The sequence below is a fragment of the Kibdelosporangium philippinense genome (genome assembly GCF_021390435.2).
GTDB lineage: Bacteria > Actinomycetota > Actinomycetes > Mycobacteriales > Pseudonocardiaceae > Kibdelosporangium > Kibdelosporangium philippinense.
Genome location: NZ_JAJVCN010000001.1, coordinates 1,630,936 through 1,656,396, shown reverse-complemented (window position 1 = coordinate 1,656,396; position 25,461 = coordinate 1,630,936). Strand labels below are relative to the sequence as shown.

Genomic DNA, 25,461 nt, shown 5'->3' with positions numbered 1-25,461 from the left:
AACTCTACTAAGCGGCTCCCGTTGTCTGCTTGGCTATGTTCGTCGGCGCGCCGAACTTGTAGGGGCGCACCCGATATGTCGCTTTCTTCTCGTCCGGCTGGGTGATCAGGCCGAAGGTGTTCACGTTCGGGTCAGCCATCGCGACGTTCACGAAGTCCGGTTTCCCGTCAGCCTTCAACTCGACGAGGAAGCCGTCCTCATCGGTCGTGTGGTCTGTCCACGTCAGCTTCACGCCGTTCGCGTGCAACATCGTCACCGTGAAGTCCGTCGGCGCGCCTTGGGCGTCACGGGTTGTGGCGCGCGCGGGTGGGCCTGGACGGGTCGACGCCTGCATGCCTTCTTCGGACTCGGTTCCAGTGATGTCGCCGGGTGGCAGGATCAGCGCGATCTCCGGAGACGCGGTTCCGTAGTACGGCCTCACCCGGTAGAAGAACTTCGTCTGTGGGATGAGGTCCTTGTGCTGATAGGTCGTTTGCGTCAACGGCAGGAAGTCGAGGATCGTGTACTCCCCTTTTTCCTCGTTGGCGTATTCGACGACTTGCCCAGCGGCCGCGGTGTCCGGCGCTTTCCACGCCAGGTCGATTGTGATCGGGGTTCGCAGGGTTGCCGTCAGGTTCGGGGCATCGCCCGTGGGGCTTGCCGAACATCCGGCAAGCACCACGAGCGACACCACTACCAGCTTTTTGATCACCGCTGCCAGAACCTGACGTTGCTCCAGGTCACTGAGATCGCACCGCGACCGCTGTCGGTGCGGTAGGCACCGAACTTGTCGTAGTGGCAGCCGCTCAGGCCCGCGTACGACAGCCGTTGCGAGCCGTTGATGTAGATCCGGTGTGTCGACCCGGAGTGAACGGTGTTGACCGTGACCGACCGACCGTTCGGTGCGGTTCCGGCGGGCGAGATGGTGGCTCCGCCGTTGCGCACCGAGTACAACCGCCTGCCGCTGTCCACAGCGAGCATGAAGTCGGCGTCCGACGGCCCGAACGTCTGCTTCAGGCTGAGGCGGTCACCGGTCATGCTGTTGATCCGGAACGTGCCCTGGAACTGGCGCACGCCACCGCAGTACGTGTCGTAGCGGCGCTCGGCGCGCTGCACGCCACTCGTGGATGTGCAGCTGAGGCTGAAGGTCAGGCCGCTGACCGTGCCACACCCTTGCTGCTGGACCGAGAATCCAGGGCTGTACGAACTCCACGGCCCAGTTTCGACCTGCGCGTTGGCCGCGGGCGCGGACAGCACAAGGCTGCCAGCGGACGCGAGCGCAGCGGCGAGAATGGGGGTTTTTCTTGCCACAGATGTCCTCCGGTGCAGGGTTCCCAGAGGCGGTGGGAACAACAGAGTAAGGGCACCGATCGTTGCGAAGCAAGAGTGTCGCGTCGCCTGCTGCTAACGTCGTTGAAATGACGGATGGGCCGGGCGCACCCAAGCGGATCACGATCCGCGATGTCGCGAAATCGGCCGGGGTGTCGTACCAGACGGTCTCCCGCGCGCTGAACGACAAAGGCGAAATCGACGGCGCGACCAAGCAGCGTGTGCTCGACACGGCCAAAAGGCTTGGGTATCGGCCGAGCCGGTTCGCGCGCGGCCTTGTCCGGCAGGACAGCACATCTGTCGGCTTGGTCATCCCGAACCTGTTGAACCCGTACTTCACCGAGGTCGCGGCGGGCGCGTTGGAAGCCGCGCGGCGCAAGGACTGGCACGTCGTGGTCTACGACACCGCCGACGACGAGCACCAGGAACTGTCCACTCTGGCCATGGTCGGCTCCCAAGTGGACGCCGTGGTCGGCTACTTCAGCCAGCCGGACGACGTGATTGACCAATACACCAGCGGAATGCCGGTTGTCCAGATAGGACGCACGAAAGTCGGCGGGCGCTTCGGCGAGATCCGGGTCGATGGCGAGGAAGGCGTGCACGCGGCGATCGCGCATCTGGCATCGACTGGCAGGCAGCGGATCGGCATGCTCGACCATGATCACCACCACCAGCCAAGCGCCCGCTACGGCTGGTACTGCGACGCGATGCGTGAACACGGTTTGCCGACGTACGTCGGCGAAGCGCCCCAGTCCATTGAGGGCGGGCAGCGCGCCATGGCGGGCATGCTCGAGAAGCATCCCGAGCTCGACGCGATCTTCACGTACAACGACGTGATCGCGATCGGCGCGATGTTCCAGGCGCGACTGCTCGGCAGGCGTGTCCCCGCCGATTTCGCCGTGATCGGGTTCGACGGCCTCGCGATCGGCAACATGGTCGAACCACCGCTGTCCAGCGTCCGGATCGACACCCGCGAGGTCGGTGCCATCGCGATCGACCAGGTCGGCCAGCTGCTCAGCGGCTCGAAGCCGCAACCGGCGACCATCAAGGCGACGCTCATGCTGCGAGGTTCCGCATAACCCCTGATCATCCCTCGTGAGTGGTTATGCGTGTTCTAACCCGCATAACCACTCACGAGCAGTGACGTGCGGTGATGCTTGACATTGGGACGCTCGCGGCTCAGACTCGCCGGACGTGACCGGTCACGTGACCGTTCACGGAAAGCCTGGGCAGCGCTGGCCGGAGGTGATTTCGTGGCCGTGAATCGACGTGGATTCCTGGCCGGAGCAGGGGCGTCACTGTTGGCGCTCGCGGGGTGTACGAGTCCGCAGACCACCAGTCCTGGCAGGCTCACGCTCTGGTACTGGACGCGTGGTCTGTCGGACAACGTGCTCGACGAGGCGAGGGCCCGGTTCGCCGACGCGCGGTTCAATCCGTCCAATGTGGGCCACAACCTGCGGCACCGGCTGCTTGCCGCGATCTCCGGCGACGCGTACATCCCGGACATCACGATGCTCAACGACGACATCGCCGGGTACTTCGAGGACGCCGACCAGTTCATCGACCTGAACACGCTGGGCGCGGACCGGTTCAAAGACCAGTACCTGCCGTGGAAGTGGCAGGCAGGCACCACACCGGACGGCAAACTGCTCGGCTTCCCGATCGACACCGGCCCCGCGGCGTTGTTCTACCGGCACGACCTGTTCCAGCAGGCCGGGTTCCCGAGCGAGCCGGATGACGTCGCCCGCGCGGTGTCCACATGGGACCAGTACTTCGCCTTCAGCGAGGAGATTCAGAAGGCACTGCCCGGCCGGTACATGATCACCGACGCCAAAACGGTGTTCACGTACTCGATCGCACAGGAGCCACAGAAGTTCCTCGACCGGCAACACCACTACATCGGCGACCAAGCACATGTTCAACTGGCGTGGGATCGCGCGCTGACCGCCGTCCGCAAGGGACTGACCGCGGGACTCGTTGACACCGGGCAGGAGTCGGGCTCGGTCGACCGGCATGCCGCGTGGAGCAACGGCAAAGAGCTGAGCTTGGTCAACGCCTCCTGGATCACCGGTGAGATCAAGGAATCCGCGCCGAAGACGGCGGGCGCGTGGCGAATCTGCCGCAGCCCCGGCGGCGCCGCCAACCAAGGTGGGTCGTTCATGGCGCTCACCAGCCACTGCGCCGATCCGCAGAAGGCGTTCGAGATCGTCAGCTGGGTGCTCAGCCCGGCCAACCAGGCCCGACACTATGTGGACGCTGGCCTGTTCCCCTCCGCACCTGGCGCGTTCGACGATCCGCTGATGCGCCAACCGGATCCGTTCTTCGGCGGACAGGTCACAGTGGACGTTTTCGGGCAGGCGGCCAAAGAGGTCAAACCGGCCTACTTCAGCCCGCAGGACATCGACATCAGCAACATCATCACCGACGAACTGGTCAATGTGGAGTCAGCGGGCAAGGATCCCGGGCAGGCGTGGCGCGACGCCCAACGATCGATCACCCGGTTGCTGCAGCGGCGAGGAGTGCTCTGATGCCAAGCAAAAGGCTGAAGTACCTGCCGCACTACCTGGCGATCTCGCCGTTCTTCATCCTGTTCGCGGTGTTCGGCGCCTATCCGGTGCTGTACTCGCTGTACCTGGCTTTCCAGCGGTGGGACGGGATCGGGCCGACCGAGTTCATCGGCATTTCGAACTTCGAGTTCCTCGTCACCGACCTCGAGTTCTGGAACTCGGTCGGCAACACCTTCATCATCTGGATCATGTCGACGGTGCCGATGACGATCTTGGCGCTGCTGATCGCGGTGGGACTGAACTCGGCGGTGCGTTTCAAAGGCGCGTACCGGATCGCGTACTTCACGCCGAACGTGACGTCCATTGTGGCCATGTCCATTGTGTTCAGCTCGATCTTCTCGCCAGAGTTCGGCATCCTCAACGCCTTCATGTCCTGGCTGGGCCTCGACCCGGTGGAGTGGTCGACCGATCCGTGGGGCATCAAGATCGCCATCTCGGTGATGATCATCTGGCGCTGGGTCGGCTACAACGCGATCATCTTCCTCGCCGGCCTTCAGGCGATCCCACAGGAGATGTACGAAGCAGCGAAGATCGATGGCGCCGGTCCAATTCAGACGTTCTTCAAGGTGACACTTCCGTTGCTGCGCCCGGTGTTGTTGTTCTCCGTGGTGATGTCGGCGATCAACGGCCTGCAGATCTTCGCCGAGGCGCAGATCCTTGTCGGTGAACGCGGCGGACCGGAAGACGCGGGTATGACGATGGTTCTGTACTTCTACAACCAGGCGTTCCTCGAGAACGACTTCGGGTACGGCGCCGCGATCGCCTGGGGCATCTTCGTGATCGTGTTGCTGTTCGCGATCATCAACTGGCGATTGATCAACCGGCCTGAGCGGGCGGAGGTGAAGAAGTGAACCCGACCTTGCGCAGCAAGCTGACCATCGGCATCCTGCTGGCGATCGGTACGATCGTGGTGTTGTTCCCGTACTACTGGCTCGCGGTGATGGCAACCAACACCACCGGGGACATCTTCACCACACCACCGAAGTTGACGTTCGGCACGCACCTGATCGACAACATCAAGGAAGTGCTCAACCGCATCGACTTCTTCGGCGCGCTGCTCAATACGGTGATCGTCTCGGTCGGAACAACTGTGCTGGTGCTGTTCTTCGACTCGCTCGCGGCCTTCACGTTCGCCAAATACGCCTTCCCCGGCCGGAATCTGCTGTTCACGATCCTGCTCGCCACGTTCGTCGTGCCGACGCAGCTCTCGGCGATCCCACAGTATTCGATCATGGCATCGATCGGCTGGGTCGGCGGCCTCCAGGCGTTGATCGTCCCGGCGGCCGCGAACGCGTTCGGCATCTTCTGGCTGCGCCAGTACGCCTCGCAAGCGATTCCGGACGAGCTGCTCGAAGCGGCCAAAGTGGACGGTGCGGGTTTCTTCCGTACCTATTGGACGGTCGCGATGCCGATCCTGCGGCCAGCACTGGCATTCCTTGGCATCTTCACGTTCGTCGGAACATGGAACGACTACCTGTGGCCGCTGATCGTGATGGTCGACCCGACCAACACGACCTTGCAGGTCGCGTTGAACCAGTTGAACGGCCTTTACGGCGCCGACTACAGCCTCGTCATGGCCGGAACATTGATGGCAGTGATTCCGCTGCTGATCGTGTTCCTGTTCGGAGCACGCCACTTCATCAAGAACATCGCCGCGGGAGCGGTGAAAGGCTGAAAGGTGACCATGTCCTACATCGACGACGTGTCCCCGGGATACGGTGCGCTACCACCGCGCGCCGCCTTCTCCTCGGACGCGCCATCGTTAAGGCTCAACGGGGACTGGCGTTTTCACCTCTCACCTTCATTAGCCGAAGCCCCATCAGGCATCGAGCACGATTCGTTCGACGACACGGCCTGGTCCACTTTGGCCGTCCCATCGAACTGGCAGATGCACGGCTTCGGCAAACCCGCGTACACGAACGTGCAATATCCGTTCCCGGTCGACCCACCCTATGTGCCGTCGGACAATCCAACCGGTGACTACCGACTGACGTTCGACGTGCCAGCCGCATGGCTCACGCAGCCCGTGGTGCTGAGGTTCGACGGCATCGACTCATGTGGACGGATCTGGCTCAACGGCACCGAGTTGGGCGTGACCCGCGGAAGCCGGTTGCCGTCCGAATTCGACGTCGGTTCCCTTTTGCGGGAAAACGGAAACGTACTCGCGGTGCGCGTACACCAATGGTCTTCCGGAAGCTACCTCGAAGACCAGGACATGTGGTGGCTCTCCGGCATCTTCCGTGACGTGACACTGCTGGCCCGACCAACCGGCGGAATCAGCGACTACTGGCTACGCGCGGACTACGACCACGTCTCCGGCCGCGGCCACATTCGGGTCGAAGTGGACGGTCCAGCATGGCTGTCCATTCCAGAACTGGGAATCCTGCGCGCGTCCACCGACTCGTCGATCGACGCGGGCGTTGTCGAACCGTGGACCGCCGAAACTCCTCGACTGTACGAGGGTTATCTCGCTTCGGACCACGAACGCGTACCGCTGCGCATCGGATTCCGAACTGTGACCATTGAGGACGGCGAACTCAAGGTCAACGGCAAGCGGATCCTGCTGAAGGGCGTCAACCGGCACGAACACCACCCAGAGCTCGGTCGGGCCGTTCCACTGGAGACCGCGTTGACCGACGTACTGTTGATGAAGCAGCACAACATCAACGCGGTACGGACTTCCCATTACCCGCCGGATCCGGCTTTCCTCGACCTGTGCGACGAGTACGGGCTATGGGTGATCGACGAGTGCGACCTGGAAACCCATGGTTTCTCCGAGGTCGGCTGGGCGCGCAATCCCAGCGACGATCCACAGTGGGCAGACGCCTACCTCGACCGTATGAAGCGAATGGTCGAGCGCGACAAGAACCACCCCAGCATCATCATCTGGTCCCTCGGCAACGAAGCCCACACCGGCCGCAACCTCGCCGCCATGTCCGCATGGACGCGTTCGCGGGATTCGACTCGGCCCGTGCACTACGAGGGCGACGCCGGTTGCGAGTACGTCGACATCTACAGTCGGATGTACGCCTCGCACGCCGAGGTCGACGAGATCGGCCGGACGACCACGATGCCGTTCATCCAGTGCGAGTACGCGCACGCGATGGGCAACGGCCCCGGCGGTTTGCTGGAATATCGTGAGCTTTTCGAGAAGTACCCGCGATGCCAGGGCGGCTTCATCTGGGAATGGCTCGACCACGGCATCCGTCAGGTCGATGCCGACAGCCGACCGTACTTCGCTTATGGCGGCGACTTCGGCGAGACGATCCACGACGGCAGCTTCGTGATCGACGGCCTGGTCTTCCCGGACCGCACGCCCTCCCCGGGCCTGCACGAACTCAAGAAGATCTTCGAACCCGTCCGAATCTCGCCCTCACCAGCAGAAACCGCCACCCAGGCAGCCCCCGCCCTTCCCGGGGGGCGTCCCGCTTCCAGCGTATCGGGGGTGGGGGGCGGCGAGAAGGGTTCTGCGGAGGCTGTGGACAACCTCAAAGTTGTTGTGGCTAATCATTATGATTATTCCGGGCTTGAGCAGCTGAGTTTCGGTTGGAAACTCGAGGAGGACGGGGTTGAGGTCGCTTCGGGCATGCTGCCGACGCCGACCGTCGGGCCCGGCGCGGAAACGATCCTTGAGCTGCCGAAAATGCCGGAAACCGATGGCGAGTCATGGGTGACCGTCACCGCGAGCTTGGCCAAGGATACGGCTTGGGCGACCGCAAATCACCCGATCGCATGGGGACAACTCAACGTCAAAGCCCGCCAGAAACCGCAAGGGCAAGGGCAAGGGCAAGGGCAAGGGCAAGGGCAAGGGCAAGGGCAAGGGCAAGGGCAAGGGCAAGGGCAAGGGCAAGGGCAAGGGCAAGGGCAAGGGCAAGGGCAAGGATATCGCCGTCACAACCTGGAACCCGTGGAAACCCCGCAGCACATCGGCGGAATCCCAATGCAAGCTCCCAAGCTGGACCTCTGGCGAGCACCAACCGAGAACGACAAGCCGTCCGACGAAAAAATCTGGCGCAAGAACGGCCTGCATCGCCTGCAGCACAGGCTGATCAGCGAAGAAAACGGAGTGGGGAAAACCCGGGTCGCCCCACCGGCAAGGGCGTTCGGCATGCACGTCACCTACACATGGACAGGCGACGAGACCACGCTGAACCTCAAGGTCGACATCGAGCCAGAAGGCGAATGGCCATGCACGCTGCCCCGCCTTGGCCTGAGGATGGCGATCCCCAAGGAATTCGGCAACGTCGAGTGGTTTGGCGGCGGCCCGAACGAGGCCTACGCGGACAGCAAGCAAGCTTCAGCCATCGGCCGTTACAAGTCCACAGTGGACGAGATGCAGACGCCCTACGTGTTCCCACAGGAAAACGGTAACCGCAAAGAAGTCCGCTGGGCAAAGCTCACCAACGACCAAGCCGAAGGCATCAAGATCGCGGGAAACTTCGATTTCACCGCAAGGCGTTGGACAAGCGAACACCTTGACGCAGCCAAGCACACAACGGACCTGGAACCGACCGACTGGATCTACCTGAACCTGGACATCGCGCAAAACGGCCTTGGCACGGCATCCTGCGGGCCAGGCGTCCTGCCGCAATACCAACTGCACGCACACAAAGCGAGCATCGAGCTGACCTTCACACGACTAGGGTCGTAAGCGACTCCCCAGGAGCGCCAGGCCTGTACTCGTGCCAAGCTGCGGCCAGTGACTCCACGGCGCCAGCAAGAACGTCCGAGGGTTCCAGGAAAGGAATCCGGAGATAGTCCTTGCTGGCGCCCGACGCGTCCATCGCACCGCCGGGCAACACGGCAACACCGTGCCGCAAAGCCAATTGGGCAAATGACACGGCGTCGCCAAAAGGCAACCGGACCCACAGGCTCTGGCCGCCTGAAGCCGGAGTGAACTCCCACGAAGGCAAGTGTTCCCGCAAAGCCGAACACAGCATCGAATGCTGCGACAGCAACACCGAGGACCGAGCAGCGCCCAAAGTGTCCAAAGAAGACACCAAGGAAGCCGCAGCGACCTGTCCAATGTAGTTACTGCCCAAATCATGCACAGCCTTGTGCCGAGCCAATTGCATGATCACCGATTCGGAAGCACGTACCCAACCGACGCGCAGTCCACCCCAGACGACCTTGCTCAGCGAACCGATCGTCACCGCAGGCCCATATGCGGCAATAGGAAGCGGCAACGACCCGTCAAAACTCAAGTCGGCGAGCACCTCATCCTCGATCAACCGGACGCCCAATTCCAAGGCCGAAGCAGCCAACCGCTGACGGGTCAAAGTGGACATCACCAATCCAGTCGGATTGTGATGCGTGGGAATCAAGTAAACCGCCGCGGGCCGACGCCGCATAGCGCGCACCAACCCGTCGGCATCACCAACCGGCACGGGCAAAAAGGACGGCGTGGTCTCACGGAAAGCATCCAGCGCGCCCGGATACGTCGGCGTCTCAACGACAACCCGGTCCCCAGGCGCGACGAACAGCCTGGCAAGCAAAGCAAGCGCTTGTTGGCCGCCAGTAGTCACCAGGATCTGCCCAGGCTTGGTAGGCAATCCCCGTGCGGTGAAACGGTTCGCGAGTGCCACACGCAGTCCGTGGTAGCCGAGTGGATGATAGCCAGTGTCATCAGTGATCTCGGTGGCCAGCGCCGCACTATAAGCCTCGGTCACGGCACGAGGCATAGCCTTCGGCGCAGCACAAGTCAGCTGGACGATCTTGCCCATCGGTTCCAGCAGGTGCATGAACAACGGGTTCGCGGCATCAGGCTGCGGGTCAGGTTGCAACGCAGCCGGAGCAACCCGAGTCCCACTCCCCTGCCGCCGGACAATCCGGCCTTCCTGCGTCAGCAGGTCGTACGCGGACACGACGGTCGTACGCCCAACGGCGAGAGCCGAAGCCAAGGAGCGATCCGGGGGCAACGGCGCGCCCGGTTGCAGCTCGCCCTCGTCGATCAGACGCCGGATGCGCCCGGCGAGCAGCAGATACAGCGGGCCGCGGCCAGCCGACCAGCGGCCAAGCCGAGCAACCAGGTCATCCGGTCTCGTCACCAAACCAATTCTGCCAGATTGGCTCTGCCATAGGTCCAATTCGCGGACCAGACTCACGAGAATGCATCCAGAGACCCGCGCGGCCCGTCTCGCCGCTCCCGCCCCTGGTCAGCCGGTCGCCGTGCCGCTGTACCAGTCGTCGAACTTCCGGTTCGAGAGCCCGCAACAGCTGGCCGAGGCGATGACGGATCCGGATTCCTTCGCGTACAGCGGCTACGCCAACCCAACCAACCGAGCGCTTGAGCAAGCTATGGCCGACCTGGAAGGCGGCGAGAAATCGCTGGTCACGGCCTCGGGATCGAGCGCGATCGCGGTCAGCCTGCAGACGATCCTGCAACACGGCGACCACATCATCGCCCAGAAAGCGCTCTACGGCGGCACGGTCGCGATCTTCAACCAGCTCGTCGAAAAGTGGGGCATCGAGGTCACGTACATCGACGGCGTCGACGCGAACGAAGTACGACAAGCACTGCGCCCGAAGACCAAGCTGCTGTACCTGGAGACCATCGCGAACCCGATCGGCCACGTGCCCGACATCCCCGCACTGGCCGCGGAGGCCAAGCAGAACGGCCTGCTCACCGCGGTCGACAGCACGTTCGCCACGCCCCTGCTGTGCAGGCCGATCGAGTACGGCGCCGACATCGTGATCCACTCGGCGACCAAGTACCTCGGCGGACACCACGATGTCGTCGGCGGTGTCGCAGTGTTCGCCGGCAATGCGCTCTATCGCCAGGCCCAGCAGCAGGCGGTCAAGCTCGGCGTCGTCGCCGACCCGTTCGCGGCCTGGCTGATCATCCGCGGCCTCAAGACATTGCCGCTCAGAATCGCGCGCGCGTGCGAGAGCGCCGCCAGGCTCGCCGAACGCATGGCGGCGCACCCGGCGGTGTCCGTGGTCCACTATCCAGGCCTGCCAACACATTCCAGCCACGCCAGGGCGACCAAACTGCTGAGCGCTTACGGCGCCACGATTGCCGTGGAAGTCCACAAAGCACAACGGTTCATGTCCAATTTGGAATTGATCATGAACGCCCCTTCCTTGGGCGGCACGGACAGCACGGCCATGCACCCGGCGACCACGTCCCACCGGCACCTGAATGCCGACGAGCTGCGAACCGCCGGTGTCAGCCAGGACATGGTCCGGATCGCCGTCGGCGTCGAACATCCGGACGACCTGTGGGCCGACATCGAGCAAGCACTCAGTCCAAAGCGGACATGACGTGCTTGATCCTGGTGTAGTCCTCGAGGCCGTACATGGACAGGTCCTTGCCGTAGCCGGAGTGCTTGAAACCACCGTGCGGCATCTCCGCGACCATCGGGATGTGCGTGTTGATCCACACGCAGCCGAAGTCGAGCCGCCGGGACATCCGCATCGCCCTGGCGTGATCACGAGTCCACACCGAGGAGGCCAGGCCGTAGCGCACACCGTTGGCCAGCCGCGTGGCCTCGGCCTCGTCGGCGAACTTCTGCACGGTGATGACCGGGCCGAAGACCTCGTCGGTGACAATCTCATCACCTGGGCGAAGGCCTGAAACCACGGTCGGCGCGTAGAAGTAGCCGCGAGAGCCCACGACAGAGCCGCCGCTGTTGATGGTCGCGTTGTCGGGCAACCGGTCGATGAACCCGCTGACCCTCGCCAGCTGCGAGGCGTTGTTCAACGCGCCGTAGTAGACGTCCTCGTCCGGGCTGCCGGTGCGTGTTTCCGAAGCCGCCTCGGCGAGGGCCGCGACGAAGTCGTCGTACACGCCCGCACCTGCGATAACGCGGGTCGCGGCGGTGCAGTCCTGGCCACCGTTGAAGTACCCAGCGGCCGCGATCGCCTTGGCTGCGGCGGCAATGTCGGCGTCGTCGAACACCACGACCGGTGCCTTGCCGCCCAGTTCAAGGTGCACACGCTTGACGTCAGCCGCAGCCGCGCCCGCGACCTCGATACCCGCGCGCTCCGAGCCGGTGATCGACACCATCTGCGGCGTGGGGTGAGTGACCAGCGACCGCCCGGTGTCCCGGTCGCCGCAGACGACGTTGAGCACGCCAGGCGGCAGGAACTCGGCGGCCAACTCGGCCAGCAGGACCGTCGTGGCAGGCGTGGTGTCCGAAGGCTTGAGCACCAACGTATTACCCGCTGCGATGGCGGGCGCGATCTTCCAGATCGCCATCATCAGCGGGTAGTTCCACGGCGTGACCTGCGCGCAGACACCCACCGGCTCGCGCCGGACGTACGAGGTGAAGCCGCTGAGGTACTCCCCTGCCGACTTTCCTTCAAGGACACGGGCCGCGCCAGCGAAGAACCGGACCTGGTCGACGGCGACCGGCAGCTCCTCCACCCGGGTCACGGCCATCGGCTTGCCGGTGTTCTCGCCTTCGCGCTGCACGAATTCCTCGGCGCGCGCTTCAAGGGCGTCGGCGATCCGCAGCAACGCGAGCTGACGTTCGGCCGGAGTGGTGTCCCGCCATGTCTCGAACGCGTTCTCGGCCGCGGTGAACGCAGCGTCCACATCGGACTGGCCGGACAGCGGAGAGGTCGCGTAGACCTCACCGGTCGCCGGATTGACGAGGTCGAGCGTGCGCCCGTCGGCCGCGTCGGTGTGCTCGCCGTTGACGAAGTTGCGGAAGACTTGCTTGTCAGACACCAGAATCTCCGGTCTTTGTCATTCGGTCGGAACGGTGACGACCCAGCGGTCGGCTGGTCGCCTGCGAAGGTAGGCCACCCAGTACACGGTAGCCGCGACGAGCACGCCAAGCGTGATCCACAAGTCCTCGGGCGCCTGCTGGACCACGACATAGATCAGAACAAAGGCAATCAGGGCGGGCAGCACCGGCCAGCCTGCCATCCGCCACGCGAGCTTGCCGCGGTGCTCGCCTCGGCGGCCGACAAGCGTGGCGATGGCGACACCAAGGTAGAGCGCGGCGACCACGACGCTGGTCACGCCGCTGAGCGTGGCCACCGGAACGAAACACAGTGCCGCACCGCCGACTCCGACGACCACAGTGGACACCCACGGCGATGAGAACCGGTTGCTGACCACGCCGAATGCCCTGTTCAGAGCGTCCGGCCAGGCTCGGTCACGGGCGGAGGCGTACAGCACGCGGGAGTTCTGGATGACCATCACGATCACCGCGTTGATGATCGCCAACGCGATGCTGAGGCTGACGAACACACCGACGCCGGTGTTGCTCCAACTGGTGACCATCGCGGCGATGTCACCGCCGGTCAGCGTTTCGATGTCCGGCGCGCCCAGCGTGATCGCGATGACCGGGATGATCACCACCAACGCGCCGATGCCGAGCGTCCACAGCACTGTCCGCACGACTGTCCGGCGCGGGTTGTGCATCTCCTCGGACAGATAGACAGCCGTGGTGAAGCCCTGCAGGACAAACAGTGCCACTGCTAGCCCGGCGATGATCGTGATCGTGTCGACGGCATCGGTCGTGACGGGGTTGACCAGCACAGATGCCGGGCGCTGCACGTTGCCGAAGCCGAGGAACGCCACCACGGCGATCGCGACGATCTCCAGTACCAGGAAGATGCCGGTGATCCAGGCGTTGGCCCGCAGGTTGAGCAGGCCCATCAAGGTGCCGAGCAGCATCACGACCGCGCCCGCGATCCGCGGATCCACGTCCATCACCGAATGCAGATAGTCGGCCGTGCCCAGCGCGATGATCGGCGGAATGATCAACACGATCACGAACGACAACACGAACATCATCCAGCCGGCGAACCGGCCCGCGACGATGCCGACCATCGCGTATTCACCACCGGCGCTGGGTACGAGCGTGCCTAACTCCGCATAACAAAGGGCGACGCCGATGCAGAGCAACGCGGCTAATGCGATGGTCAGCGCGGTTCCGGTGCCGGTCTCGCCGAGCAGCGGCGGCACCACGACGAACAGCGAGGACGCTGGCGTCAGACAGCTCAACGTCAACAGCGTTCCGCCGAGGACGCCGATCGACCTGGTCAGCCGCCGCGGCTCGGAACTGCCGAGCGCGGCCTTGGCGGGAGTCGCCGTATCGGTCATCCACACTCTCCTCGCGTCACGACACAGTGGTGTGACGCACTAAACAACGCGGATACCGCAATGTCAACGGCCAGAAAGCTACGAAATCCGTTGTTGACATCCCGGTTGCGCCGGATAGCCGAGCCGAGCTGACCGACCGGTCATAATGCCTGCGTGAACCGGAAGAACTCGGCAGTCGAGCGGACAGCGACCCCGGTACTCGATGACATCGCCAAACAGATCATCGAGCAACTGCAGCAGGACGGCCGGATGCCGTACTCGACGATCGGCAAGATCGTCGGGCTGTCCGAGGCCGCGGTGCGCCAGCGGGTACAGCGGCTGGCCGACACCGGCGTGATCCAGATCGTCGCGGTCACCGATCCCATGCAGGTCGGGCTGTTCCGGCAGGCCATGATCGCGATCAACGTGGAAGGCCCGCTGGAACCGGTCGCCGATGCGCTCGCCGAGATGGACGAGATCGACTACGTGGTGGTCTGCGCCGGCCGGTTCGACATCCTCTGCGAGGCGATCTGCCCCGACGACGAGGGCCTCCTGGAACTGATCTCGACCCGGATCCGCACGATTCCCGGCGTGCGCAACGCGGAAACCCTCGTCTACTTGAAGCTGCGCAAGCAGTCCTACCAGTGGGGCACCCGGTAACTACGAAATCCGTAGTTTGGTCGCGATCTGAATCTCGAAAACGACGGTCACGAGGGTGATTCACTTGCGTATCCGTAGCAGGTGTGCGATAAAGCAGGCATGACCGCCTACGACGCCGCACGCCTGGCCCGTTCCGCGAGTGAGCACCTGTGGATGCACTTCACGCGCCACTCGACCTTCGCTGACACGCCGCCGCCGGTGATCGTGCGCGGCGAGGGGGCGTACGTCTTCGACGCCGAAGGCAAGCGCTACCTCGACGGCCTCGCTGGCCTGTTCGCGGTCCAGGTCGGGCACGGCCGCGAAGAGCTCGCGCAGGCAGCGGCAGAGCAGACGCGCCAGCTCGGCTACTTCCCGTTGTGGGGCACCGCCCACCCGAAGGCGGTGGAGCTGGCCGAGCGCCTGGCCGTGCAAGCCCCCGGCGACATCAACCGGGTCTTTTTCACGGTCAGCGGCGGCGAATCCGTCGAGACCGCGTGGAAGCTGGCCAAGCAGTACTTCAAGCTGACCGGCAAGCCAACCAAGCACAAGGTGATCAGCCGTTCGCTTGCGTACCACGGAACTTCACAGGGCGCGCTGTCGATCACGGGCATCCCTGCGGCCAAGCAGGACTTCGAACCGTTGGTGCCCAGCGCGGTCAAGGTGCCGAACACCAACATCTACCGCGCGCCGGTGTTCGGCGACGACCCCGAGGCGTACGGCCGGTGGGCCGCCGACCAGATCGCCGCGGCGATCGAGATGGAAGGCCCGGACACGGTCGCGGCTGTCTTCCTTGAGCCCGTGCAGAACACCGGCGGCTGCTTCGTACCGCCGCCCGGGTACTTCGAGCGGGTTCGCCAGATCTGCGACGAGTACGACGTTCTGCTTGTGTCCGATGAGGTCATTTGTGCTTTTGGGCGGCTGGGGCACGACTTCGGCGCCAAGCGTTACGGCTACCAGCCGGACGTGATCACTGTCGCGAAGGGACTCACCTCCGGATACGCGCCCCTGGGCGCGGTTCTGGTGAGCGACCGGTTGATGGAGCCGTATCTGCAAGGCACCACAACGTTCCTGCACGGTTCGACGTACGGCGGGCACCCGGTGTCGTGCGCGGTCGCGATGGCGAACCTGGACATCATGGAGAACGAAGGTATCTACGACCACGTGCTGGCCAACGAAAGCGCCTTCCGGTCCACTCTGGACAAGCTGAGCGACTTGCCGATCGTTGGCGATGTTCGTGGCGCGGGCTTCTTCTACGGCATCGAACTGGTGAAGGACAAGGCGACCAAGGAGACCTTCTCGGCCGAGGAGTCCGAGCGGGTTCTGCGCGGGTTCCTGTCCAGCGCGCTGTTCGATGCCGGGCTGTACTGCCGTGCCGACGACCGGGCCGAGCCGGTGATCCAGTTCTCGCCGCCGCTGGTCTGCGAGCAGCAGCAGTTCGACGAGATCGAGCAGATCCTGCGCAAGGTCCTCACCGAAGCCTGGGACCGCCTCTAAACCTCGTGAGTGGTTAGGCGTGTTCTAACGCGGCTAACCACTCACGAGGGGTGAGCAGGCACTGACCCCGCGTAGAGCTGCCACGGCAGATCCAGGCCCAGCTGCGCGTTGATCGTGGTGTCGGCGAAGTAGGCGAAGATGCCCACAATGGACGCCTCGAACACGACGTACGCCAGTACCGCCAAAAGCCCGCTGGCCAATCCCATCACCCGGCCAAGGCCGTGGGAAATGAAGCCGTAGAACGCGACCGCCGACGTGATTCGCCGTGCCATCGCGACGAATCCGATGCTGAAGACCGTCAGCACGACAGTCGCGAAGATGTAGCCCGCGGGCGCGCCGATGCCGTTGCCGAACGCGACCGCTACGGGAACGTTTCCGGTCATCGCGGTGATCGGCGCCGCGGTCGCCCACGGCCATGAAAACGACGCCGAGCAGGCCGACGGAGTTGGGCTTGAGACGGTCCATGGTCAGCCCAGGATTTCCGCGGCCGCGCGTGTGCCACTTTCCGCGGCACCGTTCATGTATCCCTGGAAGTCCACTGAGGTGTGTTCACCGGCGATGTGGATGTTTCCTTGCCGCATGCCCTCGTAACCGGCGTAGCGATGGCAGTACCCGACCGGATAACAGCTGTAGGCGCCGTACGAGTTCGGGTTCAGGTGCCACGCGGCCAGCGTTGCCTTGCCGGTCCAGTCCGCGGCCACGCCAGGGATGACCTTGGCGAACTGGTCGAGGTTCTGCCGGGCCGCTGCCCGAACGTACCCGTTGCGTGAATCCAGGAACGGCTGTGACGGCCGGTATCGCAGGGCACTGTCGCCGCCGCCGTACTGGATCGCGATCCCTTTCGTACCCGATTGTCCGGCTGTCGCGTCCCAGATCTGTTGGTAGCCAAGGTCGGAGAAGCTGGCGCCGTTGGAGATCCCCGGCCAGACGCCTCGGCCGAGCCAGTCGCGTTCCCCGAACTGCATGTTGAGTTTGGAGCAATAGCCCATGTGCAGGTCGCTGATCGCGCGTTTCATCCTGGCGTCGAAGCCCGCGCGCCGGTAGTCGATGTGTTTCAGCACGCCGATCGGCACGGTCAGGATCGTGTGATCCGCCTTGACGGTCTTGCCGCCTTCGAAGGTCAGGGTCTGACTGCCGTCGGTATTGCGTTTGATGGCTTCAAGACGCCAGCCGTGTTCGATCGTTCCCTTGGGCAACGCGGCCGCGATCGCTTCCGGAAGCCGCTGGTTTCCGCCAGTGATGTGATAGCGCTCGTCGGACGCGCCCCAGACGTTCGGATCTTCCAGATCAGCCTGGTCGATCATCATGTACACGAGGTTGACGGCGGTCTGGTCGTCGGCTTGCCTGCCGTATTCGACGACATAGGCCTCTTCGAGGAACTTCGCGAGCCAGCCGTCGGGCACGCGGGTCGCGATCCATTCGGCCACGCTCATATTGCTCAGTGCCGTCGCGCCAGGCGTGGTCGCGTCCCATGTCGGCGCGTCTGGCGCGTTCTTGACATCCGCTTCCAGCGCTTTGTACACGGGCCGGAAGTCTTCGACGAACTCCTTGTGCGAGCGGTAGCGTCCGCCGAAGTACAGCACGTCCCGGCTGTCTTTCGGCGCGGCCGCGCGGATATCGGTCAGCCCGAGGCCAAAGCGGACACACAGGTCCCGCACAGCTTGGTGATCAGTGTCGATGAATTCGCCGCCATGTTCGGAGATCTGCCCGGCGTCCCAGTACGTGCGTTGTGAGAACATCCGGCCGCCGACCCGGTCGCCGGCCTCATACACCGTGGATTTCACGCCAGCGTCGGCAAGTGCGAGCGCCGCGTTCAGCCCGGCAAGGCCAGCGCCGATGATCGCGACCTTGGGTTGCGTGGCCGCGCTTGCCGGTTCCGGAAGACCGAGCATCGCGGCGCCCGCGAGGACACCACCGATTTTCAGGGCATCGCGACGGCTGAACGTCCGTTCTTCGGCGGCGCGTGCCAGCCGTGCCTCGCGGAATTCGAGGACAGGCATGCCGAGTCGCTCGGCGACAGCATGGTCCACCGCAACTTGACGTACGAAGCGGAACATCTCGGTACGCGGCATGGCGAAGATGCAACAGCACGAATACCGCACTGTCAACGCCTTGATACGACGAAATCCGTAGCCCTCGACGATCGCGAGGCGCGGTTACCTCGGTTGCAGCCCGAGCCGTTCACCGAAGCGGCCAATCCAGGCCTCGACATCGTCCGCGGCACGGTCGGGCAAGCCGAACACGACCTCGGTCACGCCGATGGACGCCCAGTGCGCCAGGCGATCCCGATCCGGCCGTCCACCGAACGCAACGACTTCCGGCTTGCCACGACGACCCGCGTCCCGCCAGATCGCTTGCAGCGTGGCCACTTGGTCGGATATGTCCACTTCGTACGGCGTGGTGATCCAGCCGTCGGCCGACCGGGCGATCCATTTGAAGGTTTTCTCGGTGCCGCCGGCACCGATCAGCACCGGGATATGCGCCTGCGTTGGCTTTGGCCACGCCCAGCTCGGACCGAAAGACACGAACTCGCCCGCGTAGCTGGCCTCGTCGTCCGTCCACAGTGCACGCATGGCTTCGAGGTACTCGCGCAGCACGGTCCGCCGCTTCGCGCCAGGAACACCGTGGTCACTGAGTTCGTCCACGTTCCAGCCGAATCCCGCGCCAAGCGTCACGCGGCCGCCGGACAGGTGATCCAGGCTCGCGATTGTCTTGGCCAGCGTTATGGGATCGCTCTCAACCGGCAGCGCCACAGCAGTCGCCAGCCTGATGTGACTGGTCACCGATGCGGCAGTGGCAAGCGCCACCCAAGGATCGAGGGTTCGCATGTAGCGGTCGTCCGGCAGCGACGAATCCCCGGTGCGCGGATGCGGCGACTCCCGTTTGATCGGGATATGCGTATGTTCCGGCACATAGAAGGAATCCAGCCCGGCCCGCTCGGCGGCAGCAGCCGCCACCGCGGGCGCGATGCCCCGGTCACTTGTGAACAGCACGATGCCAAACCGCACATCGGGCACAGTATTAGAACACGTTCCAGTTTCGCAACGCCCAAGCTTCAAGGCGCGCCGCACCGCGGATAGAACACGTTCCGCTAGATGTCACCCATCGCGGGGTCGTGGTACTGGCCGAAGAACGTCGACTCGTCCAGTACCTGCAACCTCCCGCGACCAAAGACCAAAAACCCGGTTGGCCGAAGTTCGTGCTCGCCATCGCGATCGTTCAGCACGCCAACCTCGCCATCCCGGATGACGAAGTCGACGTCCGGCGGGACGAGGCCCCGCTCTCGCAACCTGTCCACCCAGGCATCGATTTCCGGCAGCACAGCCGGATCGGTGTAGCACGCGGCACGGACGGGCGTCGGCCACGGCTGGTAGATCCTGATCACTCGACTCCGCATGTCGCCCATTCCCCGTCGGCTTGCGAGCACGGTAAGCACCAACGGAGAACCTAGCACATGTTCGAACATACGTTCGAACGAAGGCTCTAGACGGCGACAGACTTCGGATGCTCGTCGACCCTGGCATTCACAAGCAGGCCAAGGCGTTCGGCCGCGGCACCGGCCTGGAACCGGTTGTCCGCCTGGAGCATCTGGTACAGGCTGGAGATCCGGCGCGCCAACGTGCGCGGCGCGAGAGACATCCGGCGGGCGATCGCGGTGTCCGGCAGGCCAGTGGCGAGCAGGCGCAGCAATTCCCGCTGTTCCCGGTCGAGAACGACAACTCGTGGAGTAGTAGAGGGCTTCATTTCGGTTCGGCTCCCGATACGGCGTCGGTAGGACGCCTGGTGTGATGCCAGCGCCGACACCACACCAGGCCGTGCCTCATACGCTGGCCCCGTGCCGAAGGGGGCATCGGCACCGAGCTGTGAGCAGATACGAGCCCTGCCCTCATATCTGTTCGTAAGCGTTTATTGAGGCTGTCGCACCCCATCGCAGTGCGACAAGAACGACGCTACACCCGGAAAGGCGGTCGGCAAGGCGTTCGGCCTGGAGTTTTCGCGCACTGTGTGGTGACCATTCGGGCATCGGGCCAGGATGGATGTCGAGAGTGGACAGTCCATGATGTCTATGGACTCAGAATGGACCATGACGAGAGGAGAAAACAGATGCGGTTAGCCGCACTCGCCGGAGCTGTGCTCACCACGGTCGCCTTGTCCGCGACCGCGGCCAACGCCACTCCGTCCAGCGGGGTCACCGGGACAATCATCAGCGAAACGACGGTCGCCGGCAAGGACATCATCGTCAGGGAGATCACCATCGCGCCCGGTGGAACGACCGGCTGGCACCACCACGACGGGACGCTGTACGCCTACGTGCGCAGCGGAACGCTGACCCACAACAAGTCGGACTGCTCCATCGACGGCATCTACCACGCTGGGGACGCGCTTATCGAGCAGGCCGGTGCGGACAACGTGCACGTGGGCCGCAACCTTGGCACCACACCGATGGTGTTGGACGTCGTCTACGTCCTGCCCGCGGGGGCACCGTTGGCAGTGGACGAGCCCAACCCCGGCTGCGACTTCCAATAGGACGTCCGCACTTCGGAATCGTCATATGACTTGACCATCACCATACTTGTCCATGACTGATTCATTTCCGAAAGCCTGTGAAAAAAGCGTGAAGCCGGTGCGGGGCACCGGCTTCACGCTTGTCATGGCAGCAGGATCGGTCGCAGCGAGACAGTCACCGCGCGCCGGTGCAGTTCGTCCAACGGTTGAACAATGTCGCCGAGCCGCCAATCCTGGGACAGCGTTGCTGGTGGCCAGACGTCAACCGCAGCGTGCAACTGGTCCATGATCTGCGTAGTCAGCCGGTCGAGTTGCGGGCGTACCTCGCGGGCAAGATCCGGCGTGCGGGCCGGCCGCTCGTGCGGATACCGATCCCACCTAGCGAAAAGTCCACGTTGGACTATCTTGCTCGCCTCGATCTGGGCATGGAACAACCGCCTCGGCGGCTCGACTGGAATGCCCAGCCGCACCGAATCCGCCGCCACCGCGTCCAGGATCTGCTGTTCCCGCACCGGGTCGTGGATCTGCGTGCCCGTGTTGTACTTCGCCGCCGCGACCAGATCGCCGAGCAGCACCCGTCGCACCGCCAGTTCGGCGAGCAACTCAAAAGAACCTACGAGGCGCACGAATTCACGGTAGCCGTCCGATCAGTTTTCGTCTCCTGTCCGGTCTGTATTGGCATGGAGGTGCACTTATGTCATTAAACTGGCTGCTGACCGGTTTATTCCTGGCGACCGGTGTCTGGTTCACGATCGGGTGCGTGACGGCCCGCGGCGCCGATCGGGTCACCAACGGCGGCCACGCGCTGATGAGCTTGGCGATGGTCGCGATGGTCAAGGGTGTGCCGGTGCCGGTCTGGCTCCCGGTAGCCGTTTTCACGGCGATCACGGTGTGGTTCGCCGGGCTGGCGACCATGTCTGACCAACTGCACGGCTTGCGCGCGGTGCACGACTCGCTTATGGGCGCGAGCATGGCGTGGATGGTGCTGCCCGTTGGCCATCAAATCATGGCGGCTTTCGCCTGGTATCTCCTGATCGTCACGATCCCACTGGCCGGGAAACCGGGCCACGCGGCCATGAGCGCGGGCACAGGCATCATGCTTCTGGCGATGTGAGCGGCGATAATGCCTGGCATGGGCTTCACGTTGGTGTTCGTACCCCCGCATCAGGACGAGACCGAGACTTGGCCACAGCGGCTGGCTGAGGCCGTTCCCGGCCTTCGCGTGCTGCGTCCGGATACTGAGACGGAAGCAGCCGAGGCGCTACGGGAGGCGGACGCGGCCTACGGCGCGCTGCCCGAGGAGCTTCTGGCGCACGCCGGGCAGCTCCGGTGGTTGCAGGCTCCGCAAGCCGGGCCGCCTCCCGGGTTCTACCACCCCAAACTCATCGAGCACCCGGTCCAGATCACCAATATGCGCGACACGTACACCGACCATGTCGCCACGCACACCATGGCACTCGTGCTGGCATTGGCCCGTGGGCTGCCACAGTACGTTCGTGCACAGATCCGGTCCGATTGGGCACCGGACTGGGATCCCGGCTCGGTGCTGGCGCTTGCCGAATCGTCCGCGTTGATCGTCGGAGTCGGGGCGATCGGCAACGAAGTCGGCCGGATGCTTTCGGCATTCGGAACGCGTGTGGTCGGTGTTGACGCGCGGCAAACCGACCCGGTGCCGGGGTTCGCCGAAATCCTGCCTGCCTCGGCTTTGGATGACCAACTCGGTCAGGCCGACCTGGTCATCATCACGGTGCCGCACACGCCCGAGACCGAGGGAATGTTCGACGCCTCGCGGCTGGCTCGCCTGCGCGGCAACGCTTTCCTTGTGAACATCGGCCGCGGTCCGACACTACGTCTCGACGCGCTCGACGACGCGCTGGCGGCAGGCAGGCTCGCCGGGGCCGCGCTCGACGTCTTCGAAACCGAGCCACTCCCGTCAGATCATCCACTGTGGACACGCGAGAACGTGTTGATCACCCCGCATGTGGCTGGTGCTGGTCCACATGCCACAGAGCGCAGGTTCGCGGTCACCGTGGAGAACGCTCGGCGGTTTGCCTCGGGTGAGCCGTTGATCAACGTCGTGGACAAGGCTCGTTGGCACTAATTCGCGCCACCCGCTCAGGCCAAGCGGCAGTCCGTTGCCGCGGAACAGCTTTGCCGCTTGGCCGTACCACGATCATTCCGGCTCCTGCCTGTCCACAGAGGACCACGAGCACCATCACGAGCGACATGTCCCATGACTGTGTGAGGGTGTGCACAAGTCCACAAGCGAGCGCGCCGACCCCGGCGATGAGATATCCGCCTCCGTGAACCATCGCCGATAACGCTGTTGTCCCTTGCGGATCCGCCCGTCTCGGGATCATGGTCAACGCCAAGGCGATGCCGCCCATTCCGATGCCGAGCCCAGACGCCCACAACCACGGCATGAAGGCTGGCGCCACAAGCAACCCTGCGACACTGACTACGCTTGGCAGCACAAGTAAAGCGAGCAACGCGTGCTGACTGCTTTCGCGATGCACCCACCACGGCACCAGCCACATCATCGGCAGGCCGAGAATCATGGCGAGACTCAGGCACGCGCCCGCGACATCCGCCGACACTCCCGCGTCCCGCAGAATCGCCGGTAACCACCCCATCACCAAGAACGTCACGGTCGAGACAAGTCCGAAGTAGACCGTCAAACTCCATGATTTCCGCGTTGTGCCCCGATTCGGCTTACCCCCGTCCAGCTGCCGGGAAAACGGGACCGTGATGGCAGCAAGGATCGCCCACCCGGCCAGACCGAAACGCCACGACGATTGGCTCACGATCCATGGCGTGACGAGCGCTCCCGCCGTGCTCCCACAGCCAAGTGACAGCGTGTAGCAAACACTGAACGCCGTGGACTTTCCACGAATCAGCAAGGGAAGCATGGTCGCGATCAACGCGATTGCCACGCATACCAGGACAGTCCCGGCCACGAGCAGCACCGGGCCATCGGCGACACGGACCAGTTGCGCGCCAGCCAGAAGGACGAGCGCGAACCGAACTGTCCTTTGTGCACCGGTCGCGGACTGTAACCACGGGGTGAGAAAACCACCGATTCCGCACACCCACAAGGGAAGTGCGACCAGGACCGCCGCGATCCCCGACGCGGTCGGGATGTCCGGCAGCGCGGACCCGAGGCTTGTCACCGCGGGTCTGAGGTTGAGTCCCAAGAGGAACACGACCGCAGCAGACCAGATCGGGCCCCGGACCATCTCTCCCCTTTCGCCGCCCGGAGACCCTAGCAGACGTTCGAACGTATGTTCGACTCGGGTTTACGTCGGCTCGGTGAGCGCGGCACGAGCGGTCAGCACCTCACCGGACCGCGCGTACGTCACCTCAACCTCCTCACCGATCGGATGTTCCCGGTTGAACAGCCACAGGTCACTGCGCGAAAAGACCGGCGCGGTGCCGAGCTTGAGAATGATGTCGCCACGCTGAATCCCAGCTTTGGCAGCGAAAGCACCGTCATCAACCGACAGTACGACCGGACCCGCGAGCAGGTCGTCGGTGAGCATTCCCAGTCCGGATTGGAAAGTGAAGAACCGGTCGAAGCGCGCCCCGGTGCGGAGGTAGAGGTCGAGCGCCGCCAACGTCTGCACCCAGGCAAGCCCGACGTTGTCGAGATGGGTCTGCCAGTTCTCGCCCTCCCCGAATCCCGCCTGGGTAACAGTGATCTTGGTGCCGCTCTGGCTTTCCTCGAAGGTCACGGTGACATCGGTGGGGACGGGCAGGATGCTCGAACTTTCCTTGTACACAAGCTTGTTGGGTGGATCCGCCTCGACGATGTCCCACACGAGCCTGCCGTAATCATCCTCGGCCCACGCGATCCGCCCGCCTTGACGAACGTCGGCCTCCTGAACGGTGCCGGTCAGCCACACCTCGAGGTCCTTCGCGTCGGTGAACGCCTGCCACGCCCGGTCAACCGGGACGGACAACGCGAAGGTTTTCTGAAACTTGCCGTACGTCATGACTTCTCCTCCGGATGAACAGCGAGGACGACCCGATACGCATCGCCTTGCGGGTCCCCATATTTTTTGAGCAGCGGCCCGACGGCCGCCATGTACTCCTTGAGAAATTCGGCTCGCTGGGCGGCATCAGCGAACCGCACCTCAGCTTCGACGGCGGCACTGGCGATCTTCTCGCCGTCGAAGGCCGCCCGATCAAGCAACAACGCGGCCGCCTGCTGCAACCGCTCCCCCACCGCGACAAGGTTTTCGAGCGCCACTTGCTCAGCGAGAGCCTCGATGCGCGGCCGGTCGACCCAGGCGAGGCGAGGCGAGATGACGTAGGTGGCGGCGGTGGCCTGGTAGAGGCTTTCCACCAGGTTGCCCGCCCGCCGCTCGCCAACCCGTTGGGCCAGGCCGACCCGTTCGAGCTCCTTGACGTGATAGTTGACCTTTTGGCGCGCCTCGCCCAGATCCCGCGCGACGGCCGCCGCCGAACTCGGTTCCCTGAGCGCGGCAAGGATTCGCAACCGCATCGGATGCGCCATCGCCTGCACAGCGCCGGTGTCGGTAACCTCAGCGATCGACTCCATGACAGTGATACTCGTCCGGAAAAGAAATCTTGTCAAGGACTTGTGCCGTGAAGGTCACCTTCACGGCGTTCAACGCCAGTAACTCGGCCCTCACGGTATTGAGTCGATCTTGTGAGGGTCGGCGGCATCCCGGTTGCACCCCCGAGACTCCGCGACTGCCACTCGCCACCCCGCCCTGCGCCCACAGGTCCGCTGAGGCTTCAGGGAGTCCTACGGGTTCGCAAAGGAAGCCTCTGAGGTGGGGTTCTGCGGACCGAAGGCTTCGAAGGACCAGCGGGGTCCCGCAGACCGATGGTCTCCAAGGGCCAACAGGGTCCCGCAGAGCCAAGGTTTCAAGGCACCCAGCG

Annotated in this window: 25 protein-coding genes; 11 read left to right on the top strand and 14 right to left on the bottom strand. The window is 64.1% G+C overall.

The window, feature by feature from the left end; genetic code table 11:
- Positions 1 to 7: 7 nt before the first annotated feature.
- Together LWC34_RS07585 and LWC34_RS07580 are read right to left on the bottom strand one after the other, a co-directional pair.
- A complete protein-coding gene (locus tag LWC34_RS07585; protein WP_233724098.1) occupies positions 8 to 691 on the bottom strand; it encodes a fibronectin type III domain-containing protein in 684 nt (227 codons plus the stop codon).
- Entirely contained in the window at positions 688 to 1,290 is a 603-nt protein-coding gene (locus LWC34_RS07580) for a hypothetical protein (protein WP_233724097.1), read from the bottom strand. Before LWC34_RS07580 ends, LWC34_RS07585 begins: the two co-directional genes overlap by 4 nt.
- Positions 1,291 to 1,397: 107 nt before the next feature.
- On the opposite strand from LWC34_RS07580, the gene LWC34_RS07575 reads away from it, so the two are divergent.
- From LWC34_RS07575 to LWC34_RS07555, 5 genes are all read left to right on the top strand, one after another.
- Positions 1,398 to 2,387 carry a LacI family DNA-binding transcriptional regulator gene (locus LWC34_RS07575; protein ID WP_233724096.1) on the top strand — a complete coding sequence of 330 codons (990 nt, stop codon included), beginning with the start codon at positions 1,398 to 1,400 and terminating at the stop codon, positions 2,385 to 2,387.
- Positions 2,388 to 2,561: 174 nt separating this feature from the next.
- The gene (locus LWC34_RS07570) at positions 2,562 to 3,836 is read left to right on the top strand and encodes an ABC transporter substrate-binding protein (protein WP_233724095.1); all 1,275 of its coding nucleotides are present in this window, start codon (positions 2,562 to 2,564) and stop codon (positions 3,834 to 3,836) included.
- The gene (locus LWC34_RS07565; protein ID WP_233724093.1) at positions 3,836 to 4,726 is read left to right on the top strand and encodes a carbohydrate ABC transporter permease; all 891 of its coding nucleotides are present in this window, start codon (positions 3,836 to 3,838) and stop codon (positions 4,724 to 4,726) included. The genes LWC34_RS07570 and LWC34_RS07565 overlap by 1 nt, the downstream gene beginning before the upstream one ends.
- Positions 4,723 to 5,550 carry a carbohydrate ABC transporter permease gene (locus LWC34_RS07560; RefSeq protein WP_233724092.1) on the top strand — a complete coding sequence of 276 codons (828 nt, stop codon included), beginning with the start codon at positions 4,723 to 4,725 and terminating at the stop codon, positions 5,548 to 5,550. Before LWC34_RS07565 ends, LWC34_RS07560 begins: the two co-directional genes overlap by 4 nt.
- 9 nt (positions 5,551 to 5,559) lie before the next feature.
- Positions 5,560 to 8,526 carry a glycoside hydrolase family 2 TIM barrel-domain containing protein gene (locus LWC34_RS07555; protein WP_233724090.1) on the top strand — a complete coding sequence of 989 codons (2,967 nt, stop codon included), beginning with the start codon at positions 5,560 to 5,562 and terminating at the stop codon, positions 8,524 to 8,526.
- Here LWC34_RS07555 and LWC34_RS07550 read toward each other — a convergent pair.
- The gene (locus LWC34_RS07550) at positions 8,507 to 9,922 is read right to left on the bottom strand and encodes an aminotransferase-like domain-containing protein (RefSeq protein ID WP_233724088.1); all 1,416 of its coding nucleotides are present in this window, start codon (positions 9,920 to 9,922) and stop codon (positions 8,507 to 8,509) included. The genes LWC34_RS07555 and LWC34_RS07550 overlap by 20 nt on opposite strands.
- A 61-nt stretch (positions 9,923 to 9,983) precedes the next feature.
- Between LWC34_RS07550 and LWC34_RS07545 the strand changes: the two genes are divergently transcribed.
- Positions 9,984 to 11,138, top strand: a complete 1,155-nt coding sequence (locus LWC34_RS07545) for a trans-sulfuration enzyme family protein (RefSeq protein WP_233724087.1) — start codon at positions 9,984 to 9,986, stop codon at positions 11,136 to 11,138.
- Here the strand turns inward: LWC34_RS07545 and LWC34_RS07540 are convergent.
- Together LWC34_RS07540 and LWC34_RS07535 are read right to left on the bottom strand one after the other, a co-directional pair.
- Positions 11,119 to 12,549: a gamma-aminobutyraldehyde dehydrogenase gene (locus LWC34_RS07540; protein ID WP_233724085.1), complete on the bottom strand. Its 1,431-nt coding sequence runs from the start codon at positions 12,547 to 12,549 to the stop codon at positions 11,119 to 11,121. The two genes, LWC34_RS07545 and LWC34_RS07540, sit on opposite strands and share 20 nt — an antisense overlap.
- Positions 12,550 to 12,567: 18 nt before the next feature.
- Positions 12,568 to 13,935: an APC family permease gene (locus LWC34_RS07535; RefSeq protein ID WP_233724083.1), complete on the bottom strand. Its 1,368-nt coding sequence runs from the start codon at positions 13,933 to 13,935 to the stop codon at positions 12,568 to 12,570.
- Positions 13,936 to 14,088: 153 nt separating this feature from the next.
- Here LWC34_RS07535 and LWC34_RS07530 point away from each other — a divergent pair, with 153 nt between their 5' ends.
- Positions 14,089 to 14,574 (top strand): Lrp/AsnC family transcriptional regulator, encoded by a 486-nt coding sequence (locus LWC34_RS07530; RefSeq protein WP_233724081.1) that lies wholly within the window; start codon positions 14,089 to 14,091, stop codon positions 14,572 to 14,574.
- 99 nt (positions 14,575 to 14,673) lie between these two features.
- Positions 14,674 to 16,047: an aspartate aminotransferase family protein gene (locus LWC34_RS07525; protein WP_233724079.1), complete on the top strand. Its 1,374-nt coding sequence runs from the start codon at positions 14,674 to 14,676 to the stop codon at positions 16,045 to 16,047.
- Positions 16,048 to 16,088: 41 nt separating this feature from the next.
- On the opposite strand, the gene LWC34_RS07520 is transcribed toward LWC34_RS07525, so the two are convergent.
- The 5 genes from LWC34_RS07520 to LWC34_RS07500 all read right to left on the bottom strand — a co-directional run bounded on the left by LWC34_RS07520 (position 16,089) and on the right by LWC34_RS07500 (position 19,791).
- Complete coding sequence (locus tag LWC34_RS07520; protein ID WP_233724077.1) at positions 16,089 to 16,430, bottom strand: APC family permease; 342 nt, start codon at positions 16,428 to 16,430, stop codon at positions 16,089 to 16,091.
- Between the two features lie 84 nt (positions 16,431 to 16,514).
- Positions 16,515 to 18,119 (bottom strand): flavin monoamine oxidase family protein, encoded by a 1,605-nt coding sequence (locus tag LWC34_RS07515; RefSeq protein ID WP_233724075.1) that lies wholly within the window; start codon positions 18,117 to 18,119, stop codon positions 16,515 to 16,517.
- 84 nt (positions 18,120 to 18,203) lie between these two features.
- Complete coding sequence (locus LWC34_RS07510; RefSeq protein ID WP_233724073.1) at positions 18,204 to 19,055, bottom strand: LLM class F420-dependent oxidoreductase; 852 nt, start codon at positions 19,053 to 19,055, stop codon at positions 18,204 to 18,206.
- 83 nt (positions 19,056 to 19,138) lie between these two features.
- Positions 19,139 to 19,444 carry a hypothetical protein gene (locus LWC34_RS07505; RefSeq protein WP_233724065.1) on the bottom strand — a complete coding sequence of 102 codons (306 nt, stop codon included), beginning with the start codon at positions 19,442 to 19,444 and terminating at the stop codon, positions 19,139 to 19,141.
- An 86-nt stretch (positions 19,445 to 19,530) separates the two neighbouring features.
- Complete coding sequence (locus LWC34_RS07500) at positions 19,531 to 19,791, bottom strand: LuxR C-terminal-related transcriptional regulator (RefSeq protein WP_233724063.1); 261 nt, start codon at positions 19,789 to 19,791, stop codon at positions 19,531 to 19,533.
- Between the two features lie 360 nt (positions 19,792 to 20,151).
- Here LWC34_RS07500 and LWC34_RS07495 point away from each other — a divergent pair, with 360 nt between their 5' ends.
- Positions 20,152 to 20,574: a cupin domain-containing protein gene (locus LWC34_RS07495; RefSeq protein ID WP_233724062.1), complete on the top strand. Its 423-nt coding sequence runs from the start codon at positions 20,152 to 20,154 to the stop codon at positions 20,572 to 20,574.
- 122 nt (positions 20,575 to 20,696) lie between these two features.
- Here the strand turns inward: LWC34_RS07495 and aroQ are convergent, their stop codons facing one another.
- The gene (aroQ, locus tag LWC34_RS07490; RefSeq protein ID WP_233724060.1) at positions 20,697 to 21,179 is read right to left on the bottom strand and encodes a gamma subclass chorismate mutase AroQ; all 483 of its coding nucleotides are present in this window, start codon (positions 21,177 to 21,179) and stop codon (positions 20,697 to 20,699) included.
- A 68-nt stretch (positions 21,180 to 21,247) separates the two neighbouring features.
- On the opposite strand from aroQ, the gene LWC34_RS07485 reads away from it, so the two are divergent.
- Together LWC34_RS07485 and LWC34_RS07480 are read left to right on the top strand one after the other, a co-directional pair.
- Positions 21,248 to 21,667 carry a DUF5134 domain-containing protein gene (locus tag LWC34_RS07485; protein ID WP_233724058.1) on the top strand — a complete coding sequence of 140 codons (420 nt, stop codon included), beginning with the start codon at positions 21,248 to 21,250 and terminating at the stop codon, positions 21,665 to 21,667.
- An 18-nt stretch (positions 21,668 to 21,685) separates the two neighbouring features.
- Positions 21,686 to 22,654 carry a D-2-hydroxyacid dehydrogenase gene (locus tag LWC34_RS07480; protein ID WP_233724046.1) on the top strand — a complete coding sequence of 323 codons (969 nt, stop codon included), beginning with the start codon at positions 21,686 to 21,688 and terminating at the stop codon, positions 22,652 to 22,654.
- Here the strand turns inward: LWC34_RS07480 and LWC34_RS07475 are convergent.
- The 3 genes from LWC34_RS07475 to LWC34_RS07465 all read right to left on the bottom strand — a co-directional run bounded on the left by LWC34_RS07475 (position 22,623) and on the right by LWC34_RS07465 (position 25,114).
- Positions 22,623 to 23,756 carry an MFS transporter gene (locus tag LWC34_RS07475; RefSeq protein WP_233724043.1) on the bottom strand — a complete coding sequence of 378 codons (1,134 nt, stop codon included), beginning with the start codon at positions 23,754 to 23,756 and terminating at the stop codon, positions 22,623 to 22,625. The two genes, LWC34_RS07480 and LWC34_RS07475, sit on opposite strands and share 32 nt — an antisense overlap.
- 93 nt (positions 23,757 to 23,849) lie before the next feature.
- Positions 23,850 to 24,545: an SRPBCC domain-containing protein gene (locus LWC34_RS07470; protein WP_233724040.1), complete on the bottom strand. Its 696-nt coding sequence runs from the start codon at positions 24,543 to 24,545 to the stop codon at positions 23,850 to 23,852.
- Positions 24,542 to 25,114 (bottom strand): ArsR/SmtB family transcription factor, encoded by a 573-nt coding sequence (locus tag LWC34_RS07465; protein WP_233724039.1) that lies wholly within the window; start codon positions 25,112 to 25,114, stop codon positions 24,542 to 24,544. Before LWC34_RS07465 ends, LWC34_RS07470 begins: the two co-directional genes overlap by 4 nt.
- Positions 25,115 to 25,461 lie beyond the last annotated feature (347 nt).

Excerpts from the sequence above, each read along its gene's own strand:
- LWC34_RS07525 (WP_233724079.1), top strand. The coding sequence starts at position 14,674 with ATGACCGCCTACGACGCCGCACGCCTGGCCCGTTCCGCGAGTGAGCAC.
- LWC34_RS07555 (WP_233724090.1), top strand. The coding sequence starts at position 5,560 with ATGTCCTACATCGACGACGTGTCCCCGGGATACGGTGCGCTACCACCG.
- LWC34_RS07565 (WP_233724093.1), top strand. The coding sequence starts at position 3,836 with ATGCCAAGCAAAAGGCTGAAGTACCTGCCGCACTACCTGGCGATCTCG.
- LWC34_RS07465 (WP_233724039.1), bottom strand. The coding sequence starts at position 25,114 with ATGGAGTCGATCGCTGAGGTTACCGACACCGGCGCTGTGCAGGCGATG.
- LWC34_RS07515 (WP_233724075.1), bottom strand. The coding sequence starts at position 18,119 with ATGCCGCGTACCGAGATGTTCCGCTTCGTACGTCAAGTTGCGGTGGAC.
- LWC34_RS07470 (WP_233724040.1), bottom strand. The coding sequence starts at position 24,545 with ATGACGTACGGCAAGTTTCAGAAAACCTTCGCGTTGTCCGTCCCGGTT.
- LWC34_RS07535 (WP_233724083.1), bottom strand. The coding sequence starts at position 13,935 with ATGACCGATACGGCGACTCCCGCCAAGGCCGCGCTCGGCAGTTCCGAG.
- LWC34_RS07500 (WP_233724063.1), bottom strand. The coding sequence starts at position 19,791 with ATGAAGCCCTCTACTACTCCACGAGTTGTCGTTCTCGACCGGGAACAG.
- LWC34_RS07495 (WP_233724062.1), top strand. The coding sequence starts at position 20,152 with ATGCGGTTAGCCGCACTCGCCGGAGCTGTGCTCACCACGGTCGCCTTG.
- LWC34_RS07520 (WP_233724077.1), bottom strand. The coding sequence starts at position 16,430 with ATGACCGGAAACGTTCCCGTAGCGGTCGCGTTCGGCAACGGCATCGGC.
- LWC34_RS07480 (WP_233724046.1), top strand. The coding sequence starts at position 21,686 with ATGGGCTTCACGTTGGTGTTCGTACCCCCGCATCAGGACGAGACCGAG.
- LWC34_RS07485 (WP_233724058.1), top strand. The coding sequence starts at position 21,248 with ATGTCATTAAACTGGCTGCTGACCGGTTTATTCCTGGCGACCGGTGTC.
- LWC34_RS07505 (WP_233724065.1), bottom strand. The coding sequence starts at position 19,444 with ATGCGGAGTCGAGTGATCAGGATCTACCAGCCGTGGCCGACGCCCGTC.
- LWC34_RS07545 (WP_233724087.1), top strand. The coding sequence starts at position 9,984 with ATGCATCCAGAGACCCGCGCGGCCCGTCTCGCCGCTCCCGCCCCTGGT.
- LWC34_RS07575 (WP_233724096.1), top strand. The coding sequence starts at position 1,398 with ATGACGGATGGGCCGGGCGCACCCAAGCGGATCACGATCCGCGATGTC.